Annotated in this window: 18 protein-coding genes and 1 pseudogene; 5 read left to right on the top strand and 14 right to left on the bottom strand. The window is 66.6% G+C overall.

Going from position 1 to position 15,777, the window contains the following annotated elements; all coding sequences use genetic code 11:
- Positions 1 to 264 precede the first annotated feature (264 nt).
- Positions 265 to 1,518, bottom strand: coding sequence for a lipoprotein-releasing ABC transporter permease subunit (locus PL79_RS09730; RefSeq protein WP_044844402.1), 1,254 nt, complete (start codon positions 1,516 to 1,518; stop codon positions 265 to 267).
- A gap of 287 nt (positions 1,519 to 1,805) precedes the next feature.
- Positions 1,806 to 2,144 (bottom strand): helix-turn-helix domain-containing protein, encoded by a 339-nt coding sequence (locus PL79_RS09725; RefSeq protein WP_044844401.1) that lies wholly within the window; start codon positions 2,142 to 2,144, stop codon positions 1,806 to 1,808.
- A 78-nt stretch (positions 2,145 to 2,222) separates the two neighbouring features.
- Between PL79_RS09725 and PL79_RS09720 the strand changes: the two genes are divergently transcribed.
- Positions 2,223 to 3,128, top strand: coding sequence for a hypothetical protein (locus PL79_RS09720; protein ID WP_044844400.1), 906 nt, complete (start codon positions 2,223 to 2,225; stop codon positions 3,126 to 3,128).
- Between the two features lie 289 nt (positions 3,129 to 3,417).
- Positions 3,418 to 3,648, top strand: coding sequence for a hypothetical protein (locus PL79_RS09710; protein ID WP_044844399.1), 231 nt, complete (start codon positions 3,418 to 3,420; stop codon positions 3,646 to 3,648).
- Between the two features lie 227 nt (positions 3,649 to 3,875).
- Here the strand turns inward: PL79_RS09710 and PL79_RS09705 are convergent, their stop codons facing one another.
- The 7 genes and pseudogenes from PL79_RS09705 to PL79_RS09675 form a co-directional block, all read right to left on the bottom strand.
- Complete coding sequence (locus tag PL79_RS09705; RefSeq protein ID WP_044844398.1) at positions 3,876 to 4,883, bottom strand: aldo/keto reductase; 1,008 nt, start codon at positions 4,881 to 4,883, stop codon at positions 3,876 to 3,878.
- Positions 4,884 to 4,957: 74 nt separating this feature from the next.
- Positions 4,958 to 5,284, bottom strand: a complete 327-nt coding sequence (locus PL79_RS09700; RefSeq protein WP_044844397.1) for a carboxymuconolactone decarboxylase family protein — start codon at positions 5,282 to 5,284, stop codon at positions 4,958 to 4,960.
- A gap of 96 nt (positions 5,285 to 5,380) precedes the next feature.
- Positions 5,381 to 6,280, bottom strand: coding sequence for a LysR family transcriptional regulator (locus PL79_RS09695; RefSeq protein ID WP_044844396.1), 900 nt, complete (start codon positions 6,278 to 6,280; stop codon positions 5,381 to 5,383).
- A 144-nt stretch (positions 6,281 to 6,424) separates the two neighbouring features.
- The gene (locus tag PL79_RS09690) at positions 6,425 to 7,273 is read right to left on the bottom strand and encodes an alpha/beta hydrolase (RefSeq protein WP_193759830.1); all 849 of its coding nucleotides are present in this window, start codon (positions 7,271 to 7,273) and stop codon (positions 6,425 to 6,427) included.
- 146 nt (positions 7,274 to 7,419) lie between these two features.
- On the bottom strand, positions 7,420 to 8,151 hold the full coding sequence (locus tag PL79_RS09685; RefSeq protein ID WP_044844394.1) for an alpha/beta fold hydrolase: 732 nt from the start codon (positions 8,149 to 8,151) through the stop codon (positions 7,420 to 7,422).
- Positions 8,148 to 8,954 (bottom strand): DinB family protein, encoded by an 807-nt coding sequence (locus tag PL79_RS09680; RefSeq protein ID WP_044844393.1) that lies wholly within the window; start codon positions 8,952 to 8,954, stop codon positions 8,148 to 8,150. The genes PL79_RS09685 and PL79_RS09680 overlap by 4 nt, the downstream gene beginning before the upstream one ends.
- A gap of 92 nt (positions 8,955 to 9,046) precedes the next feature.
- Positions 9,047 to 9,816: pseudogene (locus tag PL79_RS09675) on the bottom strand (alpha/beta hydrolase).
- Positions 9,817 to 9,996: 180 nt separating this feature from the next.
- On the opposite strand from PL79_RS09675, the gene PL79_RS09665 reads away from it, so the two are divergent.
- Positions 9,997 to 10,593, top strand: coding sequence for a TetR/AcrR family transcriptional regulator (locus tag PL79_RS09665; protein WP_044844391.1), 597 nt, complete (start codon positions 9,997 to 9,999; stop codon positions 10,591 to 10,593).
- A 67-nt stretch (positions 10,594 to 10,660) separates the two neighbouring features.
- Here PL79_RS09665 and PL79_RS09660 read toward each other — a convergent pair whose 3' ends face one another.
- Both PL79_RS09660 and PL79_RS09655 read right to left on the bottom strand, forming a co-directional pair.
- Positions 10,661 to 11,092 carry a YciI family protein gene (locus PL79_RS09660; RefSeq protein WP_044844390.1) on the bottom strand — a complete coding sequence of 144 codons (432 nt, stop codon included), beginning with the start codon at positions 11,090 to 11,092 and terminating at the stop codon, positions 10,661 to 10,663.
- Between the two features lie 241 nt (positions 11,093 to 11,333).
- Entirely contained in the window at positions 11,334 to 11,780 is a 447-nt protein-coding gene (locus PL79_RS09655; protein ID WP_044844389.1) for a YciI family protein, read from the bottom strand.
- A gap of 256 nt (positions 11,781 to 12,036) precedes the next feature.
- Here PL79_RS09655 and PL79_RS09650 point away from each other — a divergent pair, with 256 nt between their 5' ends.
- Positions 12,037 to 12,267: a hypothetical protein gene (locus PL79_RS09650; RefSeq protein WP_044844388.1), complete on the top strand. Its 231-nt coding sequence runs from the start codon at positions 12,037 to 12,039 to the stop codon at positions 12,265 to 12,267.
- A gap of 49 nt (positions 12,268 to 12,316) precedes the next feature.
- Here PL79_RS09650 and PL79_RS09645 read toward each other — a convergent pair whose 3' ends face one another.
- The 3 genes from PL79_RS09645 to PL79_RS09635 form a co-directional block, all read right to left on the bottom strand.
- On the bottom strand, positions 12,317 to 13,018 hold the full coding sequence (locus PL79_RS09645) for an MBL fold metallo-hydrolase (RefSeq protein WP_044844387.1): 702 nt from the start codon (positions 13,016 to 13,018) through the stop codon (positions 12,317 to 12,319).
- Between the two features lie 145 nt (positions 13,019 to 13,163).
- On the bottom strand, positions 13,164 to 13,934 hold the full coding sequence (locus tag PL79_RS09640) for an ABC transporter permease (RefSeq protein ID WP_044844386.1): 771 nt from the start codon (positions 13,932 to 13,934) through the stop codon (positions 13,164 to 13,166).
- Positions 13,935 to 13,939: 5 nt separating this feature from the next.
- On the bottom strand, positions 13,940 to 14,884 hold the full coding sequence (locus PL79_RS09635; protein ID WP_044844385.1) for an ABC transporter ATP-binding protein: 945 nt from the start codon (positions 14,882 to 14,884) through the stop codon (positions 13,940 to 13,942).
- 417 nt (positions 14,885 to 15,301) lie between these two features.
- Between PL79_RS09635 and PL79_RS09625 the strand changes: the two genes are divergently transcribed.
- Positions 15,302 to 15,598, top strand: a complete 297-nt coding sequence (locus PL79_RS09625; protein WP_044844384.1) for a cupin domain-containing protein — start codon at positions 15,302 to 15,304, stop codon at positions 15,596 to 15,598.
- Positions 15,599 to 15,777 lie beyond the last annotated feature (179 nt).

Raw genomic sequence — 15,777 nt, 5'->3', positions numbered from 1 at the left:
ACGCGCGTGCGGCGACGGAATGAAACGGATCGGCGGTTTCGGCCGCGCCGCGCATCGTGATGGCTTGCCGGTTCGCGTTTGCTTTCCGGAAGCTTGCGCAAAAGTTATCTCAGCGAAAACGGCGTGTCAAACTTTTTTAACTGCGTGTAAAAAAGTTTTGTGATGCTGGTGGAGGTGACGAAACAGTTGGCGGCTCACTCACGTCGGCCTCGGCGCGCCGGTCGAGTGCACATCCAATGGCGACATGAGCGTCGGCTTTCGCGCTTACTCGTCGCGCAGCGCTTCGGCCGGTCGGACGCGCGCGGCGCGCCAGCTCGGGTAGAGCGTCGCGACGCACGACATCAGGAATGCTGTCGCGGCGATCGTGATCACGTCGGTCACAGCGAGCTTCGCCGGCAGTGCGCTGAGGAAATACACGGAGGGTGTCAGGAAGTGGATGCCGAGCAACCGTTCGACGGCCGGTAGCACGGTCGGGATGCTTGCCGCGATCGTGCAACCAAGCGCGACGCCGGCCAACGTGCCGGCAACGCCGATCGCCATCCCCTGGATGACGAAAATCTTCGTGATCGACACGGGTGGTGCGCCAAGTGTGCGCAGGATCGCGATGTCGCCCTGTTTCTGCGTAACGGTCATCACGAGCGACGACACGAGATTGAATGCGGCGACTGCGACGATCAGCATCAGGACCAACGACAGCATGCGCTTTTGTAGTCGCTCGGCCTCGAACCACGTACGGTTCTGTCGCGTCCAGTCGCGGATGTAAAGCTCGCCTGACAATGAACGCGCGAGCGCCTGCGCGACTTCCGGCGCACGTTGCAGATCGTCGATGCGTAACCGCAGGCCGGTCGGCGCGGCCACGTTCGACAGCTTTTGTGCGTCTTGGAGATGGATGTATGCGAGCGCGCTGTCGTACTGATAGTGGCCTGACTCGAACGTGCCTACGACGGTGAACTGGCGGAACCGTGGCAGTGCGTCGTCGACACGCGCATGATTGCCGGGCGCGAAGAACGTGATGCGGTCACCGATCTTGACGTGCAGTGCGTCCGCGAGTGCCGAGCCAATCACGATGCCCATCCCGCCTGGCATGAGCGCGTCGAGACGACCGGTCTTCAGCTTGCGCACGACGTCGGACACGCGCGGCTCGAGCATGGGATCGATGCCGCGCAATGCGACACCAGTTACGTTGCCTGCGTTCGTCAGCAGCGCCTGTGCGTCGACATAGGGGGCGACGGCGCGCACCGAGGGGCTCTTTAACGATTCGTGCGCGGTCAATTGCCAGTCCGGCAGCGTGCCGGACGGCGAGAAGATTTCCACGTGCGCGAGTACCGACAGCATCCGGTCGCGTACTTCGGTGCGAAAGCCGTTCATCACGGATAGCACGACGATCAGCGCTGCGACGCCGAGCGCGATACCGGCCATTGCGGCACCGGTGATGAACGACACGAAGCCGTCGCTGGCCGAGCGCCGGCCGCCGCGCGCATAGCGCAGGCCGATCTGCCACTCGAACGGGAGTTTCATGGCGTTTCCTTTCGCTTTGATTCGAGTCACGTCGAGCCGCGCATTCTAGCGAACGTGGCGTTGCCGTGCGCGGAGGCAGGCTTCGCGTATCGCGGCGTGGAGCCGGCTCGGCAACGAATGCGGCAGGGCGGGTCACATCGTGCCGACTGCTGCCGAGCCAGTTGCGAAACGGCGCGATCTCGAAGCGTCGCCCCAAGCAAAACGGGCGGTGACGAATCGTATTCGTCACCGCCCGCTCGCCGGATGCTCCCGGTCTTCCTTCCATTGATGAACGCCCGCGCGCGCCGTCACCCGTCATCCGCCTTCGCCTGCAGATCCTTCAACCCTTGAATCACGACCAGCAGTGCGCGCCCGTGCTCGTCGGAGCCGTCCCACGCGTCGACGATCGCGTCGCGCAGCAGGTCGTTGTAGCGGCGGCGCGCCGGGCCGGTATCGACGCCGTAGAAACTGCATAGCTTGTTGAATGGCGCGCTGCGCCGCAGCCGATGCCCGTTCGACAGCCGCAGCCGCGACACGGTCGGCTGGCTGACCCCGGAAAGTCGCGCGATTTCGCTGGACGAGCGCGTGTCCGCCATCAGACGGCGTAACAGGTCTTGTACAGGAAAATCGTGATCCGGGGCTTCCATGCGATGCATTATACCTATACAGTTACGGTTGTTGAATGGGCTTGCTGTCACCAGCGAGGCTGTATCCCGAGAAAGTTGATGACACTGAAACACCTCCCTCCCACGTTCTGCTGGACGAAGATCGGTACCGAGTCCGGCGAGGAACTGCCGACCGTCGTGCTCCGCAAGGAATGGGAGCGCCGGCTCGGAGGCGGGCGTTTTCTGTGGGGCATCAACCAGCCGCTCGGCAGCAGCGCGCAAGTCGCCGCGCATCGCACGGGCTCGCTGCTCGCGCTGTTCTCGCCGGTTGCGTCGCGTCCGCGGCCCGGCGAGCGCAAGCGCGAGGACGCGCTGCTGTGGAACGCCTGGGTCGACGCCAGCGGCCAGGTGCGGCCGCTGCCGCCGCACACGTTCATTGCAAGCCGCGCGACGCTGCCGTCGGGCCGGCGTCGCGAACAGCACTACGCGCTCGTCTGCGCATCGTCCACCGCGCTGACGGTTGGCACGCAACTGCGCGTGTGCCCCGATCACCTGCGCAGCGTGAGCACGGGCAAGCCGCTCGGCGTCGCGCAGGGCGCGGCCGTGGTCGACTGCATCGGGCGCGCGAAGGAACAAACCGGCAAGAGCTATCCGCTCGCGCTGTCGGTCGAACTCGAGGCACCGTATTTCGTGCGGCTCGCACAGCCGTGCGTGCTGAAGGCGCGCGATCTCGCCGAAGTGAACAAGGCGACGCGCGCCGGCGATTTCGACCGCTTCGTCGAACTGGTCGCGCGCCTGCGCGGAAAGTCGCCGACGGATGCCGTGCGCGGCGTCACGCGCGACCTGTTCGACGTGCCGCCGATCGAAACGGCGGCTGCCTACGTCGCGCCCACGCATGTCGCGCGGCTGCGCAGCCGGCCCGCGGCCGAGCATCCGGGCGAGCTCACCGGCGATCTGTTCGATCTGTCGCCCGGCGAAGCGGCCGCGTTCGGCGGTCTCGCGCATCCGCGCATCGGGCGCGCATGAGTTTCGCGCCGCCGGTGCGCGGCGCGTGACGCAAGGCAGGGCAGATGAATGCGCGTGCAGCGACGCGCGTCGACGCACATGCGTGTGGCCGCCATCCCGGCGCGCGCAAGAATTTGTTGCAATCTCGCCGTAGCGGATCGGCGGGTGCGGAGCGACAATCGCCACGAAGCGTGCCGCGCGGTGGCCGTGCATCGACAGGCTGCTTGCCGTCGTTCACGCCGCCGACATGCGCACCACGCACACTGGGCGTCGGCTTGCTTCACACAGCAACCCTGAGGGAGAAGTGTCGATGTCGACCCACACCTGTTCGCGGGAAGCCCGGGCCGCGCAACGCTTCGTCGAGGCGACGCGCAACGTCGACCAGGCGTTTCGCGCCGTGCGCGGCGAAAGCGACGACGACATCTCGTCGGCCGACTATGCACTTGCGATGTCGCGCCTCGATCGCGCGCTCGCCGAACTGGCGCGTGCGCAGGAATTCTTCGATCGCGTGGTGGGCGCCGACGCCGCGCACGGCAACTGAACAACTGAACTGAATTCGCGGCTTCTGCTTTCGCTTCGGCCGCGGTTGTCTTCCGTCTTTCGTTCTGATCGTTTCGCCGCGTCATGCGACGTTCGTCGGCGTGCCGACGTACCAGCATGCCGGACGACAACGTCCGGCATGTCAGTCGCTCATCCTCCGCCAACCGGCCATTACACCCGTCGCATCGTGCAGTCGGGCGGCGCGCACCCGGTTTCAGCAGACGAACATCAAACCTTCCGCCCTTCGACCGGATAGCCGGGATCCGTGTATCCGTGTGTCGACGCATGTCCGGGCGGCACCAGCGAATCGACGAAGCGTTCGTCGTCGGGGCCGAGTTCGAGCGTCAACGCATCGATGTAGCTGTCCCAGTGCGCTTCGGTGCGCGGCCCGGCGATCGTCGAGCTGACGATGCGGTTCTTCATCACCCACGCGAGTGCGAACGCGACCGACGTCGTGCCGCGCGCGGCTGCGTGTTCGGCCACCTGCCGCGCGATGTGCAGCGACTCGGGCCGCCATTCCGTCTGCTGGATGCGCCGGTCGCCACGGCCCGCGCGCGAATCGGCGGGCGGCTGCGCGCCGGGCGCGTATTTGCCGGTCAGCACGCCGCGCGCAAGCGGGCTGTACGTCACGACGCCGATGCCGTAATGCGCGGCCGCCGGCAACTGTTCGACCTCGGCCGTGCGATCGACGAGGTTGTACAGCGGTTCGCTCGCCACCGGGCGATCGATGCCGAGCTGGTCGGCGAGGCGCACGATCTCGGCGATGCGCCAGCCCTTGAAGTTCGACAGCCCGACGTAGCGCACCTTGCCTTGCCGGATCAGGTCTGCCACCGCGCGCATCCCTTCTTCGAGCGGCGCATCGGTCAGCGTGCGGTGGAAATAGAGGATATCGATGTAATCGGTGCCGAGCCGCTTCAGGCTCGCGTCGACCGATTCGTAGATCCATTTGCGCGACTGGCCCTGACGGTTCGGTCCCGCGTCCGGACCAGCCGGAAAGCCGAACTTCGTCGCGACGACCCAGCTGTCGCGATGCCGCGCGATCGCACGGCCGACGATTTGTTCCGAGCGTCCGGCGTGATAGACGTCGGCCGTGTCGATGAAGTTGATGCCCTGATCGAACGCCTTGTCGATGATGCGCGTCGACGTCGCTTCGTCGGTCTCGCCGCCGAACATCATCGCGCCGAGACACAGCGGCGACACTTTCAGCGCGCTGCGCCCGAGATAGCGGTAATCCATGGTGAGGCTCCATGCGGGCGAGCGCCCGCGTCGATTGAAGTCGGTTGAATGAGCGTGCGGTCCGGATGTGGCGCTCACACGCCTGCTTCGTCGAACACGCGCTGCGCGATCGGTAGCGCCGAACTGGCGGTCGGCCAGCCCGAATAGAACGCGAGATGCGTGATCGCCTCGATCAGCTCGTCGCGCGTGATGCCGTTGTCGAGCGCCTTCTTCAGATGGAACGGCAGTTCGTTCACACGATACAGCGCGACGAGGCTCGCGACCGTGATCAGGCTGCGATCGCGCGGCGACAGGCCGGGGCGCTGCCACACGTCGCCGAACAACACGTTGTCGGTGTAGTCGGCGAGAGCCGGCGCGATTGCGCCGAAGGCCTGGCGCGCGGCGGAAGTCGGTTCGGACATCGAGGGCTCCGGAGGACGTGGAAGACATCGACGATGGTAGCCACCGACGCGCCTATCGATAATCCCCAGGAATGCGCATGCACTTATCGAACCGGTTCATGAGTGGCCGTGATGGCGCAGCGCGTCGACGATCAGCGCGACAGCCCGCGACGATTGCCGCCGGCTCGCGTAGTACAGGTGGTGGCCGGGAAAGGTGGGACACCAGTCGTCGAGCACGCTGACGAGCCTGCCGGCACCGACGTGCGGCGCGGCTAGTTCGGCCGGCACGTACGCAAGGCCGTAGCCTGCGAGCGCCGCGTCGAGCATTTCATAGGTGCCGTTGAACGTGACCTGGCCGTCGACGCGCACCTGCAGCGTGTCGTCGCCGCGCGCGAGTTCCCACGCGTACAGCGCGCCGTGCGTCGGCAGCCGCAGGTTGATGCAGTCGTGCGCGACGAGATCCTGCGGCGTCGCGGGGTGCTCGCGTTGCGCGAAATACGCGGGCGCGCCGACGATCGCCATTTTCAGGTCGGGCGAGATGCGCACCGCGATCATGTCCTTCGCGACCTGGTCTCCCAGCCGCACGCCGATGTCGAAGCGTTCCGCGACGATGTCGGACAGCCCGTAGTCGGTTACGAACTCGACCTTGAGGTCGCGGTAGTCGCGCAGGATCGGCGACAGCTTCGGCCACAGCAGCGTGCGGATCACGTAGTCGGTCGCGTTGATGCGCACGGTGCCGGCCGGTTTGTCGCGCAGTTCCGCGAGCGCCGACAGTTCGGCCTCGATTTCGTCGAAGCGCGGCGCGAGGTTGAGCAGCAGGCGCTCGCCGGCTTCGGTCGGCGCCACGCTGCGCGTCGTGCGCGTGAGCAGCCGCACACCGAGACGCGTCTCGAGCGAGCGGATCGTATGGCTGAGTGCGGATTGCGACACGCCGAGCCGGGCGGCCGCGCGCGTGAAGCTGCGCTCGCGCGCGACGGCGATGAAGGCGAGCAGGTCCGCAAAGTTGTCGCGCGGCATGGAGGAAGTCGGGTGGTCGATGCCTGCGCATCCTACCATCGGGTCCGTCGCGCGCTGCGACGACCCACGGGCGCGGCAGCGCGATGCGCGTCGGGCTGTCCGCGTCACGCCGGCCGGACGGCGCGCGACACGGGTGGGCGGATCCTACGCGTAGCCGCCGTGCTGGAACGACGTCGCGAAGAACTGCATCTGGTAGCGGATCGCGTGCGCCCAGTAGTCCCACGTGTGACCGCCCGGACGCTCCGCATAGTCGTGCGGCACGCCGAGTGCGACGAGTCGTTGATGCAGCGTGCGGTTCGAGCCGACGAACGAGTCGTCGCGGCCGCAGTCGATCGTCAGGTCGAGATGCGCACGGACGAACGAGCGCGCGCTTTCGACGATCGCGTTGCGGTTCCAGAACGACGGATGGCGGACGGGATCGCCGAACACGTGGTCGATGCCGGGCTCGTCCTCGCAGCAGCGCGGATCGACCGCGCCGCTGATGCTGCCGACCGCGCCGAACGTGTCGGGCCGGTCGAGCGCGATGCGCAGCGCGCCGAAGCCGCCCATGCTGAGCCCGGTGATCGCACGTGCGCCCTTGGTCGCGATGGTTCTGAAGTGCATGTCGACATACGACACGACTTCGTCGCCGACGAAGGTTTCGTAGCGGCTGCCCGAGTCGAACGGGCTGTCGATGTACCAGCTTTCGTGTCCGCCGTCGGGCATCACCAGGATCACGTGATGGCGATCGGCCAGCGCGGCGATCCGCGTGTTCGCGGTCCAGTCGGTGTGGTCGCCGCCGGAGCCGTGCAGCAGGTAGACGACCGGAAAGCGCTCGACGGCGCGTTCAGGCCCGTGGCGCAGGCGCGCATAGTCGTCCGGCAGCACGACGGTCGCCTTCAGCGTCTCGTTCATCGCCGCGCTCGGGATCGCGACGACCCGCGTCTGAAAGGCGAGGGCCGGGCCCGCGACGGCGAGCAGCAGCAGTAGCCAGAACGTGCGTATCAGGTTCATGGAGCCTCGCATGTGTCGTTTCCGTTCGGCAGTCGGGCATCGGGAAAACCCTGTTTGGCGACTCTAGCAACCGTGCCTTTCAGCCAAATTTCGGCGAATCCTACGAGTTGTCAGGTGGCCGGCGCGCAGTCCGGCGGCCGCGCGCGTCAGCCGAGGCAGCGCGCCAGCGCCTCCCGGAACGCGGCGGGCCGCTCGGCCGGTATCAGGTGCCCGCAGCCGGCGATCGTCTCGAAGCCGGCGCAGCGCGCGAGCGCCCAGTCCGGCACATGCCAGCCCGCGCGCGAGCGATCGCCGGCGACGAGCCACACCGGATGGCGCTCGAAAACTTCGGAGAGCAGCTGCAGATAGCCGGGTTCGCCCGTCGTCGCGACGACCGAGCGTCCCATCGCGCGCAACGTCGACGCCGGCTGATGCGCGAGCCAGCGGCGCGCATCGTCGAGCTGGCGCGGCGACGGTTCGTCGATCGCGCCGCGCAGCCAGCCGGATGGATCGCTGCGCAGGCCGTCGAGCATCGCGTCGGCTTGCGCGGGTGACATGCGGCCGACCGACGCCGACCAGAATGCGTCGTCGAGCGTGAAGTTGCCTTCGACGTTGACGATCCGGCGCACGCGCGCCGGATGGGCATGGGCGAACAGCATCGCGATCGCGCCGCCGACCGAGTGACCGACGAGATCGACCGGCTGCGCGCCGTAGTGCGTGTCGACAGCCTGCCGCAGATGCTCGACCTGCGCGGCGAGCGTGATCGCGTCGAACGGCGTGTCGCGATGGACGCCGTAGCCGAGCAGGTCGGGGGCGAGATGCGGGCCGGGCCATGCGGGCACGTCGAGCGTTCCGATGAAACCGTGGACGAAGATGACGGGCGGGGTGGGCTGGCTCATTGGACGGTCGACGACGGAAGGGGCGGCAATTCGAGTTCGGCGAGCAGTTCGTCGAGTTCGAGCACGTGGGTGCGATCGTGGTCGAGCAGCTCGCGCACGAGTTCGTCGAGCGACATCCGGCGGATGCCGTCGCGCAGCCCGCAGCGCGCCAGTTCCGACGGTTGCAGCGCGGCGGCCGTCGCGCACAGCGCGGCGCGCCCGGTGCGGAACGCGGCAAGCGCGTCGTCGAGCGGCTGCGCCAGGTAGTCGCGCTGCGCGGCGAGTGCCGTCCCGTCGACGGACGCGATCACCGGCAACTCGTGCGCGCGCACGACTTCGATGCGTTCGGCGAACACCGCGTCGAGGTCGCGCAGGTGGCATGCGTGCTCGACGAGCGAGAAGCCCGTGCCGGCCGGGCGGCGTGTGACGAGCACGGCGGGAAAGTGCGCGGCATACGCGGCGATCCGCGCGGGCATCGCGGCCAGCTCGACGACGACGTCGGCGAACGGCAGCACCCGTGGAAATGCGCTGAATACCGCGCCGTAGCTGAACAGCGCGCCGCCGATCCGGCCGCGCGCCTGCACGACGTCATGCCCGTGGCGGCGCATCACGTCGGCGACCATCGCGCCGCAGAACTGCCGGGCCGTCGTATCGGCTTCGATTTCGGGGAATTTGTGCGCGATTTCGTGCTGGATCGCGCCGATCGCGGCGACGCCGACACGCGACAGCGCCGCGAATTCGACATAGCGCTCAGGCCGCGCGATCAGCGCTTCGAGTTGCGTGCCGAGCGGCGTCGCGCGAAAACGGTCGAAACGGGAATGCATGATGGAAAGCGTTTGTCGGTCCAGTAACGTGTCAAAACGATACGTTACTGGACCGACGGCGTCAACCGGAGCGCTTCGGGCAACGCGCTGCATTACTCCTTGCCGGTGCCCCGGGCTGCCTGTTCGATCAGCTTCGCGACTTCAGCGGGATGCGAGATGTAGGCGACGTGGCTCGACTTGAGTTCGATCGTCTTGCTGCCGGCGCGTTGCGTCATGAAGCGTTCGAGCTCGGGGTTGATCGCGCGGTCGGCGGTGGCGACGACCGCCCAGCTCGGTTTCGTCCGCCATGCGGCGTGCGTGATCGGCACGCCGAACGACTGCGCGGCCGGCGTGACTTGCGAGATCGCCATGAATTTCGCTTGGGCGGCCGGCACGTCGGCCGCGAAGTCGGCATGGAACGACGCTTCGTCGAAATACAGATGGCCGTCTTCGGTGGCCTTGATCGCCTTTGTCGCGGGCGGCGTCTTCCTGGTCAGTTCGAGCGGGCTTTCGCCGGTGTCGGGTTGGAATGCTGCGACGTAGACGAGGCCCGCGACCTTGTCGTCGTTGCCGGCTTCGGTGATCACCGCGCCGCCGTAGCTATGGCCGACGAGGATGCTCGGGCCGTCCTGTGCGTCGACGACGCGCCGGGTTGCCTTCACGTCGTCGTCGAACGACGTTTCCGGCTGCTGCACGACGGAAACCTTGTAGCCGTCACGTGTCAGGATGTTCGAGACGGCTTGCCAGCCAGAGCCGTCGGCGAAGTAGCCATGAACCAGCACGACGTTCTTGACGGGGGCGGCGACGGCCGCATGCGAGCCGAGTGCGGCGGCGGTCAGGGCGAGGCCGCGGCGATCTGGCGGACTTGGGAAAAGCGCTTCATTTTCATTCTCCAGAAGGAAGACAGGGTAGGAACCGTCGGATATCGACAGGCGTCTTGTTCCGTCGATGAAGTCATCCTACTAGTAGGTAGGGTGGTGTGCAAGAAGAAATCACGGCTGGAAAAGAGTATCTCAGGGAGGTAAACTATCCATGTTTTTCATCCGACTAGATGGTAGGCAAAATGACGGTATCGGGGGACAGTACGGCGGGCCGCATACTCGAAGCCGGGCGGCAACTGATCATGCGGCGCGGCTACAGCGGATTCAGTTATGCCGACATCGCCGACGCGATCGACATCAGGAAGGCGAGCATTCACCACCACTTTCCGACGAAGGCGGATCTGGCGGTCGCCGTGCTGCAGCAGTCGCAGGCGAAATTCGATGCCGACATGGCGTTGCTCGACGCGAGCGGTGCCGACGCGCTGGTGCAGATGCGCGCATACATCGGCTACTGGGAACGCTGCATCGCGGACGACAGCGCGCCGTTCTGCGTCGCCGGCATGCTCGGCGCGGAGTTGCCGGCGCTGCCCGACGAAGTCGCGCGGGCGGTGAAGGCGCATTTCGACGACCTTGCGGCGTGGCTGGTGCGCGTGCTCGACACCGGGGTGAAAGACGGCGTCGTGCAGCCGGGCGTGTCGGTGCAGACCGAGGCCGCGACGTTCGTGTCGCTGGTCTATGGCGCGATGCTTGCCGCGCGGGCGTACGGCAATGCCGGGATGTTCTGGGACGTGACCGCCGGAGCGGTCGAGCGGCTCGCGGTGCCGCGCAATCGCGCGTGAGCCGTGCCGCGTCGGCGGGTAGCGAAGGCGCCCGGCGGTCACGTGGAGTCGCCAGACGCCACACGGCTTACGTGCGCTTCCCGGCCTCGGCTTGCGCGCTCAGTGTCGCTTTCAGCGCCTGCAGTTCGGCCGTGAATGCCGGGCTGAAGTCCTCGGCTTCGAACAGCGGGCGGATTTCGATGTCGGAGTCGCCGCGCATCGGATTCGGGCAGCGCTTCACCCATTCGACCGCTTCTTCCATCGATTTCACCTGCCACAGCCAGAAGCCGGCGACGAGCTCCTTCGTTTCGGCGAACGGGCCGTCGATGACGGTGCGGTTCTTGCCGGCAAAGTGGACGCGCTTGCCGCGCATGCTCGGCTGCAAGCCGTCGGCGATCAGCAGGATGCCGGCTTTCGCCAGCTCCTCGTTGAAGCGGCCCATCGCAGCGAACATTTCAGGGTCGGGCATTCGGCCGGATTCGGAATCGGCGGTGGCCTTGACGATTACCAGGACGCGCATGGTCGTATCTCCTTGGGGTGGGTGGTCGGATGATCGTCCGCCGGAAGGCGAACGGGCTTACGACATCAGGACGGCCGGCAAGCAGGGAAATCGACAACGGAGGTGAAAAAAAAAGCGCCGAAGGGCAGGCTGGAACGGCGGGTGGCGCGGTGCCGGGGCGCGATCGACCCGAGACTTTCCGGGCGGGTCGCCGCGCACGGCTGCGAGGCGGCCCGCCCGGCGGGCAGGTCAGTGCGCTCCGTCAGTTCCCGGCCGGCGGCGCCTTCGTGCCGTCGCCGAGTTGCGCGCGCAGCCGCGCTTCCTGCTCCTGCAGCTCGGGCGTGAATTCCGCGCCGAAATCCTCGGGCGAGAACACCTGGCGGATCTCGATGTCCGATTCGATCGGCATCGGGTTCGGACAGCGCTTGACCCATTCGACGGCTTCTTCCATCGAGTCGACCTGCCACAGCCAGTAGCCGGCGATCAGTTCCTTGGTTTCGGCGAACGGGCCGTCGATGACGGTCCGGTCCTTGCCGGAGAAGTGCACGCGCTTGCCGCGCGAACTCGGGTGCAGCCCTTCGCCGGCCAGCATCACGCCGGCCTTCACGAGTTCCTCGTTGTACCGGCCCATCGCGGCCAGCAGTTCGGTATCGGGCATTGCGCCCGATTCGGAAATGGCCGTTGCCTTGACGATTACCATGACGCGCATCGTTGTGACTCCTTGAACGGGAAAGGGAAGATCCGCGACCGGCCGGCCATGCGGACGGCAAATCGATCGGTTACGACACTACGACGCGCGACGATCGCGCGAATCGACATCGCGCGAAAAAAAATCTCGATGCCCGATGACGCGGCGAGTCGCGCAAGCCGGTTGATTCCGGTGCAGGTCGATCGCGCCGCGGCGCGCTGGAGCCGCCGGTCAAAACTGGTATGCTGGTCTGCATTACGTTCATGCGGAGGGCGCCATGGCAACGAAGGAAGTCTCGAAGAAAAAGTACCTGAAGATTCTGAACAAACGCCTGCGGGCCGAGCCGGATGCGCCGGCCGGCGCGTCGTTCGTGTTCTTTCCGCTCGGCGCGAAGGCCAAGCATGCGACTGGCGTCGTGGCCGGCGAACCGCGCAGCAAGCGCGAACTCGCGGTGATGGCCGCGGTCCAGAGCAAGGCGTCCGCCGAATTCGTCGTGACCGGCGCCTGACCGGCGACGGGCGACGGACTGCCGGCTGCCGCACGCGACAGCGCGTGCGCTATGCCGCGGCCGCGTCGCAATGCGCGATCACACCGGCGATCACGCGCGCAATGTCGTGCGTGATCGCCGGGCCGTGCATCGGCAGGATGATGTCGAGATCGAGCGCCTGGATGCGGCGCAGCGCGCTCGCCAGGTGCGCGAGCGACGGCAGGTAGTCCGAGCGCGTGATCGCGTCGAGGATCGCGGGTAGCGGATCGTCGGCATCCTCGCGGCCGAAGCGCATCAGGATGTCCGACGACAGCAGCGCCTTGTACGCCGGCAGGTACACCACGAGCGAATCCCACTGATGCACGTGTTTCGTGAAGACCGGCACGACGTCGATGCCCGACAGCGTCCTCCGTTCACCGTCTGTCAGCGGAACCGCATGCACGCCGAACACGTCGGCAAGCCCCCAGGTACACATCGGATGTCCGTACGCGACGAGCGCCGGGTTGGCCGCGAGGAAGTCGGGCAGCGCGCCCATTTCGTCGGCCTCGAAGTGCGGGACGATCACGCTGCTGACCATCGACGGCGCGATGCCGATGGTGTTGAGTGCCGCGCTCAGTTGCGTGAAATTGGAACGGGTGCCCGTTTCGACGCACAGCACGTCGCCGTGCGGCGATCGTACGAAGAACTGGCTGAAGCTCAGGTTCAGCGTTTCGACGTAGGACGTGGCGCGAAACAGGCCGTCGCGGACGACGTCGATTCGGGAGGCGCTCATCGGGGATCCTCGCGCAGGGAAGGGAGCCGGGCCGTCCGCGCGTCGCGGGTTGCGGCGCGGCAGACGGCAGCAGTCGATCTTCCGATCCAGTCTAGCAGCGCGGCCGCGGATCCGCGAACCGCGGCGCCCCCGCGGCCGAGCCGCGTCAGTTTTTCAGCTTGTAGCCGGTGCGGAACATCCACGCGACGACTGCAAGCAGGATCGCGAGGAACAGCGAGGTCGCCGCGAGGCTGATTCCCACGTGCACGTCGGCCAGCCCGTAGAACGACCAGCGGAAGCCGCTGATCAGATAGACGATCGGGTTGAACAGCGTGACGATGCGCCACGCGGGCGGCAGCATGTCGACCGAATAGAAGCTGCCGCCGAGGAACGTGAGCGGCGTGATGATCAGGAGCGGCACGAGCTGCAGCTTCTCGAAGCTGTCGGCCCAGATGCCGATCACGAAGCCGAACAGGCTGAAGGTGATCGACGTCAGCACGAGGAACAGCACCATCCAGAACGGATGCAGGATGTGCAGCGGCACGAACAGGCCGGCCGTCGCGAGGATGATCAGCCCGAGCAACAGCGACTTCGATGCGGCCGCACCCACATAGGCGATCACGATCTCCCAGTACGACACGGGCGCGGACAGGATCTCGTAGATCGTGCCCGTGAAGCGCGGGAAGTAGATGCCGAACGACGCGTTCGAGATGCTCTGCGACAGCAGCGACAGCATCACGAGGCCCGGCACGATGAACGACCCGTAGCCGATGCCGTTCACGTCGCTGATGCGCGATCCGATCGCCGAGCCGAACACGACGAAGTACAGCGACGTCGAGATCACCGGCGCGATGATGCTCTGCATCAGCGTGCGGCGCGTGCGGGCCATTTCGGCGCGGTAAATCGCGCGGATGCCATGTAAATTCATGTTCGCCATGTGCGTTACGCCCCTTGTGCGCCGTTGCGGCGGTTGTCGATCAGGCTGACGAAAATGTCCTCGAGCGAGCTCTGCGTCGTATGCAGGTCGCGAAAACCGATGCCGGCCGAGCCGAGCGCGTTGATCAGCGTCGCGATGCTCGCGTCGTCGCGCTGCGAGTCGTAGGTGTAGACGAGCGCGTTGCCGTCGTCCGCGCGTTCGAGCCCGAACGTTTCGAGATCGGCCGGCACGGTCGCGAGCGGATGCTCGAGCTGCACGGTCAGCTGCTTCTTGCCGAGCTTGCGCATCAGCTCGCGCTTCTCTTCGACGAGCACGAGCTCGCCGCCGAGGATGATGCCGATCCGGTCGGCCATTTCCTCGGCCTCCTCGATGTAGTGCGTGGTCAGCAGGATCGTCACGCCGCTTTCGCGCAGCGAGTCGACCAGCTTCCACATGTCGCGGCGCAGCTCGACGTCGACGCCGGCCGTCGGCTCGTCGAGGAACAGGATGCGCGGCTCGTGCGACAGCGCCTTCGCGATCATCACGCGGCGCTTCATGCCGCCCGACAGCGTCATCAGCTTGTTGTCGCGCTTGTCCCACAGCGACAGCGCCTTCAGCGTCTTCTCGATGTACGCGGGATCGGGCGCCTTGCCGAACAGGCCGCGGCTGAACGATACCGTCGCCCAGACGGTTTCGAACGCGTCGGTGGTCAGCTCCTGCGGCACGAGGCCGATCATTTCGCGGGCGGCGCGGTACTGGTCGCGGATGTCGTGACCGCCGACCGTCACGCGGCCTTCGGTCGGCGTGACGATGCCGCAGATCGAGCCGATCAGCGTGGTCTTGCCCGCGCCGTTCGGGCCCAGCAGCGCGAAGATCTCGCCGGGGCGGATGTCGAGGGTCACGTGCTTCAGCGCCTGGAAGCCGGACGCGTATGTCTTGGAGAGGTCGGAGACGGAAAGGATCGGTTGCATGCTCACGGATGGCACGGCCGGTCGGCCCGACGCTGCGCGCCGCGCGTGCCCGGAGCCGCCGCAGCGAAGCGGCGGGGCGGGGGCGGCATGGCGAACGGGCGTCATGTCGAACGGCGTTGTGGTGCGGGATCGCAGGACCGCCATATTAGCAATCGGAAGATGGAAATGCATTTCGACGGCAAGGACATGCGATGCCGGTGCGGGATTTGCGTGAAATGCGCACGCCTGACTCAATAAAGCGACGCTTTATTGGTATCGAGTGAACAATGCGCGCGGTTTTCGGGCAATCGGATGACGCTCGCATGAGCGCTTGGCGGCCGGCACGACTGTGCTGCCCGGTCGACGCCGCGCCGTACCGGGACGGCGTGCGCCGCGCTCGCGATAATGCGTTCCTCTCACGTCCCAGGAGCGGTGCGCATGTCTTTGATCGATTTCAAGTCTGTCGCGGCGGCCCAGGCCGTCGCATGGCAATCCACGATCGTCGGCGAAGTCGGCCCGGCCCGGATCAAGGTGCTGCGCATGGACGCGCAGCCGTACGAAGCCGAAGTGCACGATTACAACGAGGGCCTGCTGGTGCTCGACGGCAGGCTGATGCTCGAGGTCGACGCGCAGACGGTCGTGGTCGAGGCCGGACAGATGTATCTCGCGGTCGCCGGCACGCGTCACGCGGTGCTGCCGGGCAGCCACGGCACGCTTGCGATCATCGACGTGTGAGCGTGCGCCCTCGTGCGTGCGGCCCGCCTGAGGCCCGCACGCCGGGCCTCGCGCGGGTCGGCCGCCCTTATTCGAACGCGCGTTGTACAGCCCCGGTATTTGTCTGAGCAAATAAAATGAAGGCCGTTTGAAAAATTGTCAAACGCCCTGCTCGCACTAGGCGTGCGCGGTTCGGCGCG

This window comes from Burkholderia sp. USMB20 (genome assembly GCF_000949135.2).
Lineage (GTDB): Bacteria > Pseudomonadota > Gammaproteobacteria > Burkholderiales > Burkholderiaceae > Burkholderia.
Note: the sequence above shows the minus strand (reverse complement) of the source record. Positions and strands in the feature narration are given on the sequence as shown.

Bases quoted from the DNA above. Each gene is read 5' to 3' on its own strand.
- PL79_RS09650 (WP_044844388.1), top strand. From the start codon at position 12,037: ATGGCAACGAAGGAAGTCTCGAAGAAAAAGTACCTGAAGATTCTGAAC.
- PL79_RS09625 (WP_044844384.1), top strand. From the start codon at position 15,302: ATGTCTTTGATCGATTTCAAGTCTGTCGCGGCGGCCCAGGCCGTCGCA.
- PL79_RS09700 (WP_044844397.1), bottom strand. From the start codon at position 5,284: ATGTCCGAACCGACTTCCGCCGCGCGCCAGGCCTTCGGCGCAATCGCG.
- PL79_RS09695 (WP_044844396.1), bottom strand. From the start codon at position 6,280: ATGCCGCGCGACAACTTTGCGGACCTGCTCGCCTTCATCGCCGTCGCG.
- PL79_RS09720 (WP_044844400.1), top strand. From the start codon at position 2,223: ATGACACTGAAACACCTCCCTCCCACGTTCTGCTGGACGAAGATCGGT.
- PL79_RS09665 (WP_044844391.1), top strand. From the start codon at position 9,997: ATGACGGTATCGGGGGACAGTACGGCGGGCCGCATACTCGAAGCCGGG.
- PL79_RS09635 (WP_044844385.1), bottom strand. From the start codon at position 14,884: ATGCAACCGATCCTTTCCGTCTCCGACCTCTCCAAGACATACGCGTCC.
- PL79_RS09645 (WP_044844387.1), bottom strand. From the start codon at position 13,018: ATGAGCGCCTCCCGAATCGACGTCGTCCGCGACGGCCTGTTTCGCGCC.
- PL79_RS09730 (WP_044844402.1), bottom strand. From the start codon at position 1,518: ATGAAACTCCCGTTCGAGTGGCAGATCGGCCTGCGCTATGCGCGCGGC.
- PL79_RS09725 (WP_044844401.1), bottom strand. From the start codon at position 2,144: ATGGAAGCCCCGGATCACGATTTTCCTGTACAAGACCTGTTACGCCGT.
- PL79_RS09710 (WP_044844399.1), top strand. From the start codon at position 3,418: ATGTCGACCCACACCTGTTCGCGGGAAGCCCGGGCCGCGCAACGCTTC.
- PL79_RS09640 (WP_044844386.1), bottom strand. From the start codon at position 13,934: ATGGCGAACATGAATTTACATGGCATCCGCGCGATTTACCGCGCCGAA.
- PL79_RS09655 (WP_044844389.1), bottom strand. From the start codon at position 11,780: ATGCGCGTCATGGTAATCGTCAAGGCAACGGCCATTTCCGAATCGGGC.
- PL79_RS09680 (WP_044844393.1), bottom strand. From the start codon at position 8,954: ATGCATTCCCGTTTCGACCGTTTTCGCGCGACGCCGCTCGGCACGCAA.
- PL79_RS09660 (WP_044844390.1), bottom strand. From the start codon at position 11,092: ATGCGCGTCCTGGTAATCGTCAAGGCCACCGCCGATTCCGAATCCGGC.
- PL79_RS09705 (WP_044844398.1), bottom strand. From the start codon at position 4,883: ATGGATTACCGCTATCTCGGGCGCAGCGCGCTGAAAGTGTCGCCGCTG.
- PL79_RS09685 (WP_044844394.1), bottom strand. From the start codon at position 8,151: ATGAGCCAGCCCACCCCGCCCGTCATCTTCGTCCACGGTTTCATCGGA.
- PL79_RS09690 (WP_193759830.1), bottom strand. From the start codon at position 7,273: ATGAACCTGATACGCACGTTCTGGCTACTGCTGCTGCTCGCCGTCGCG.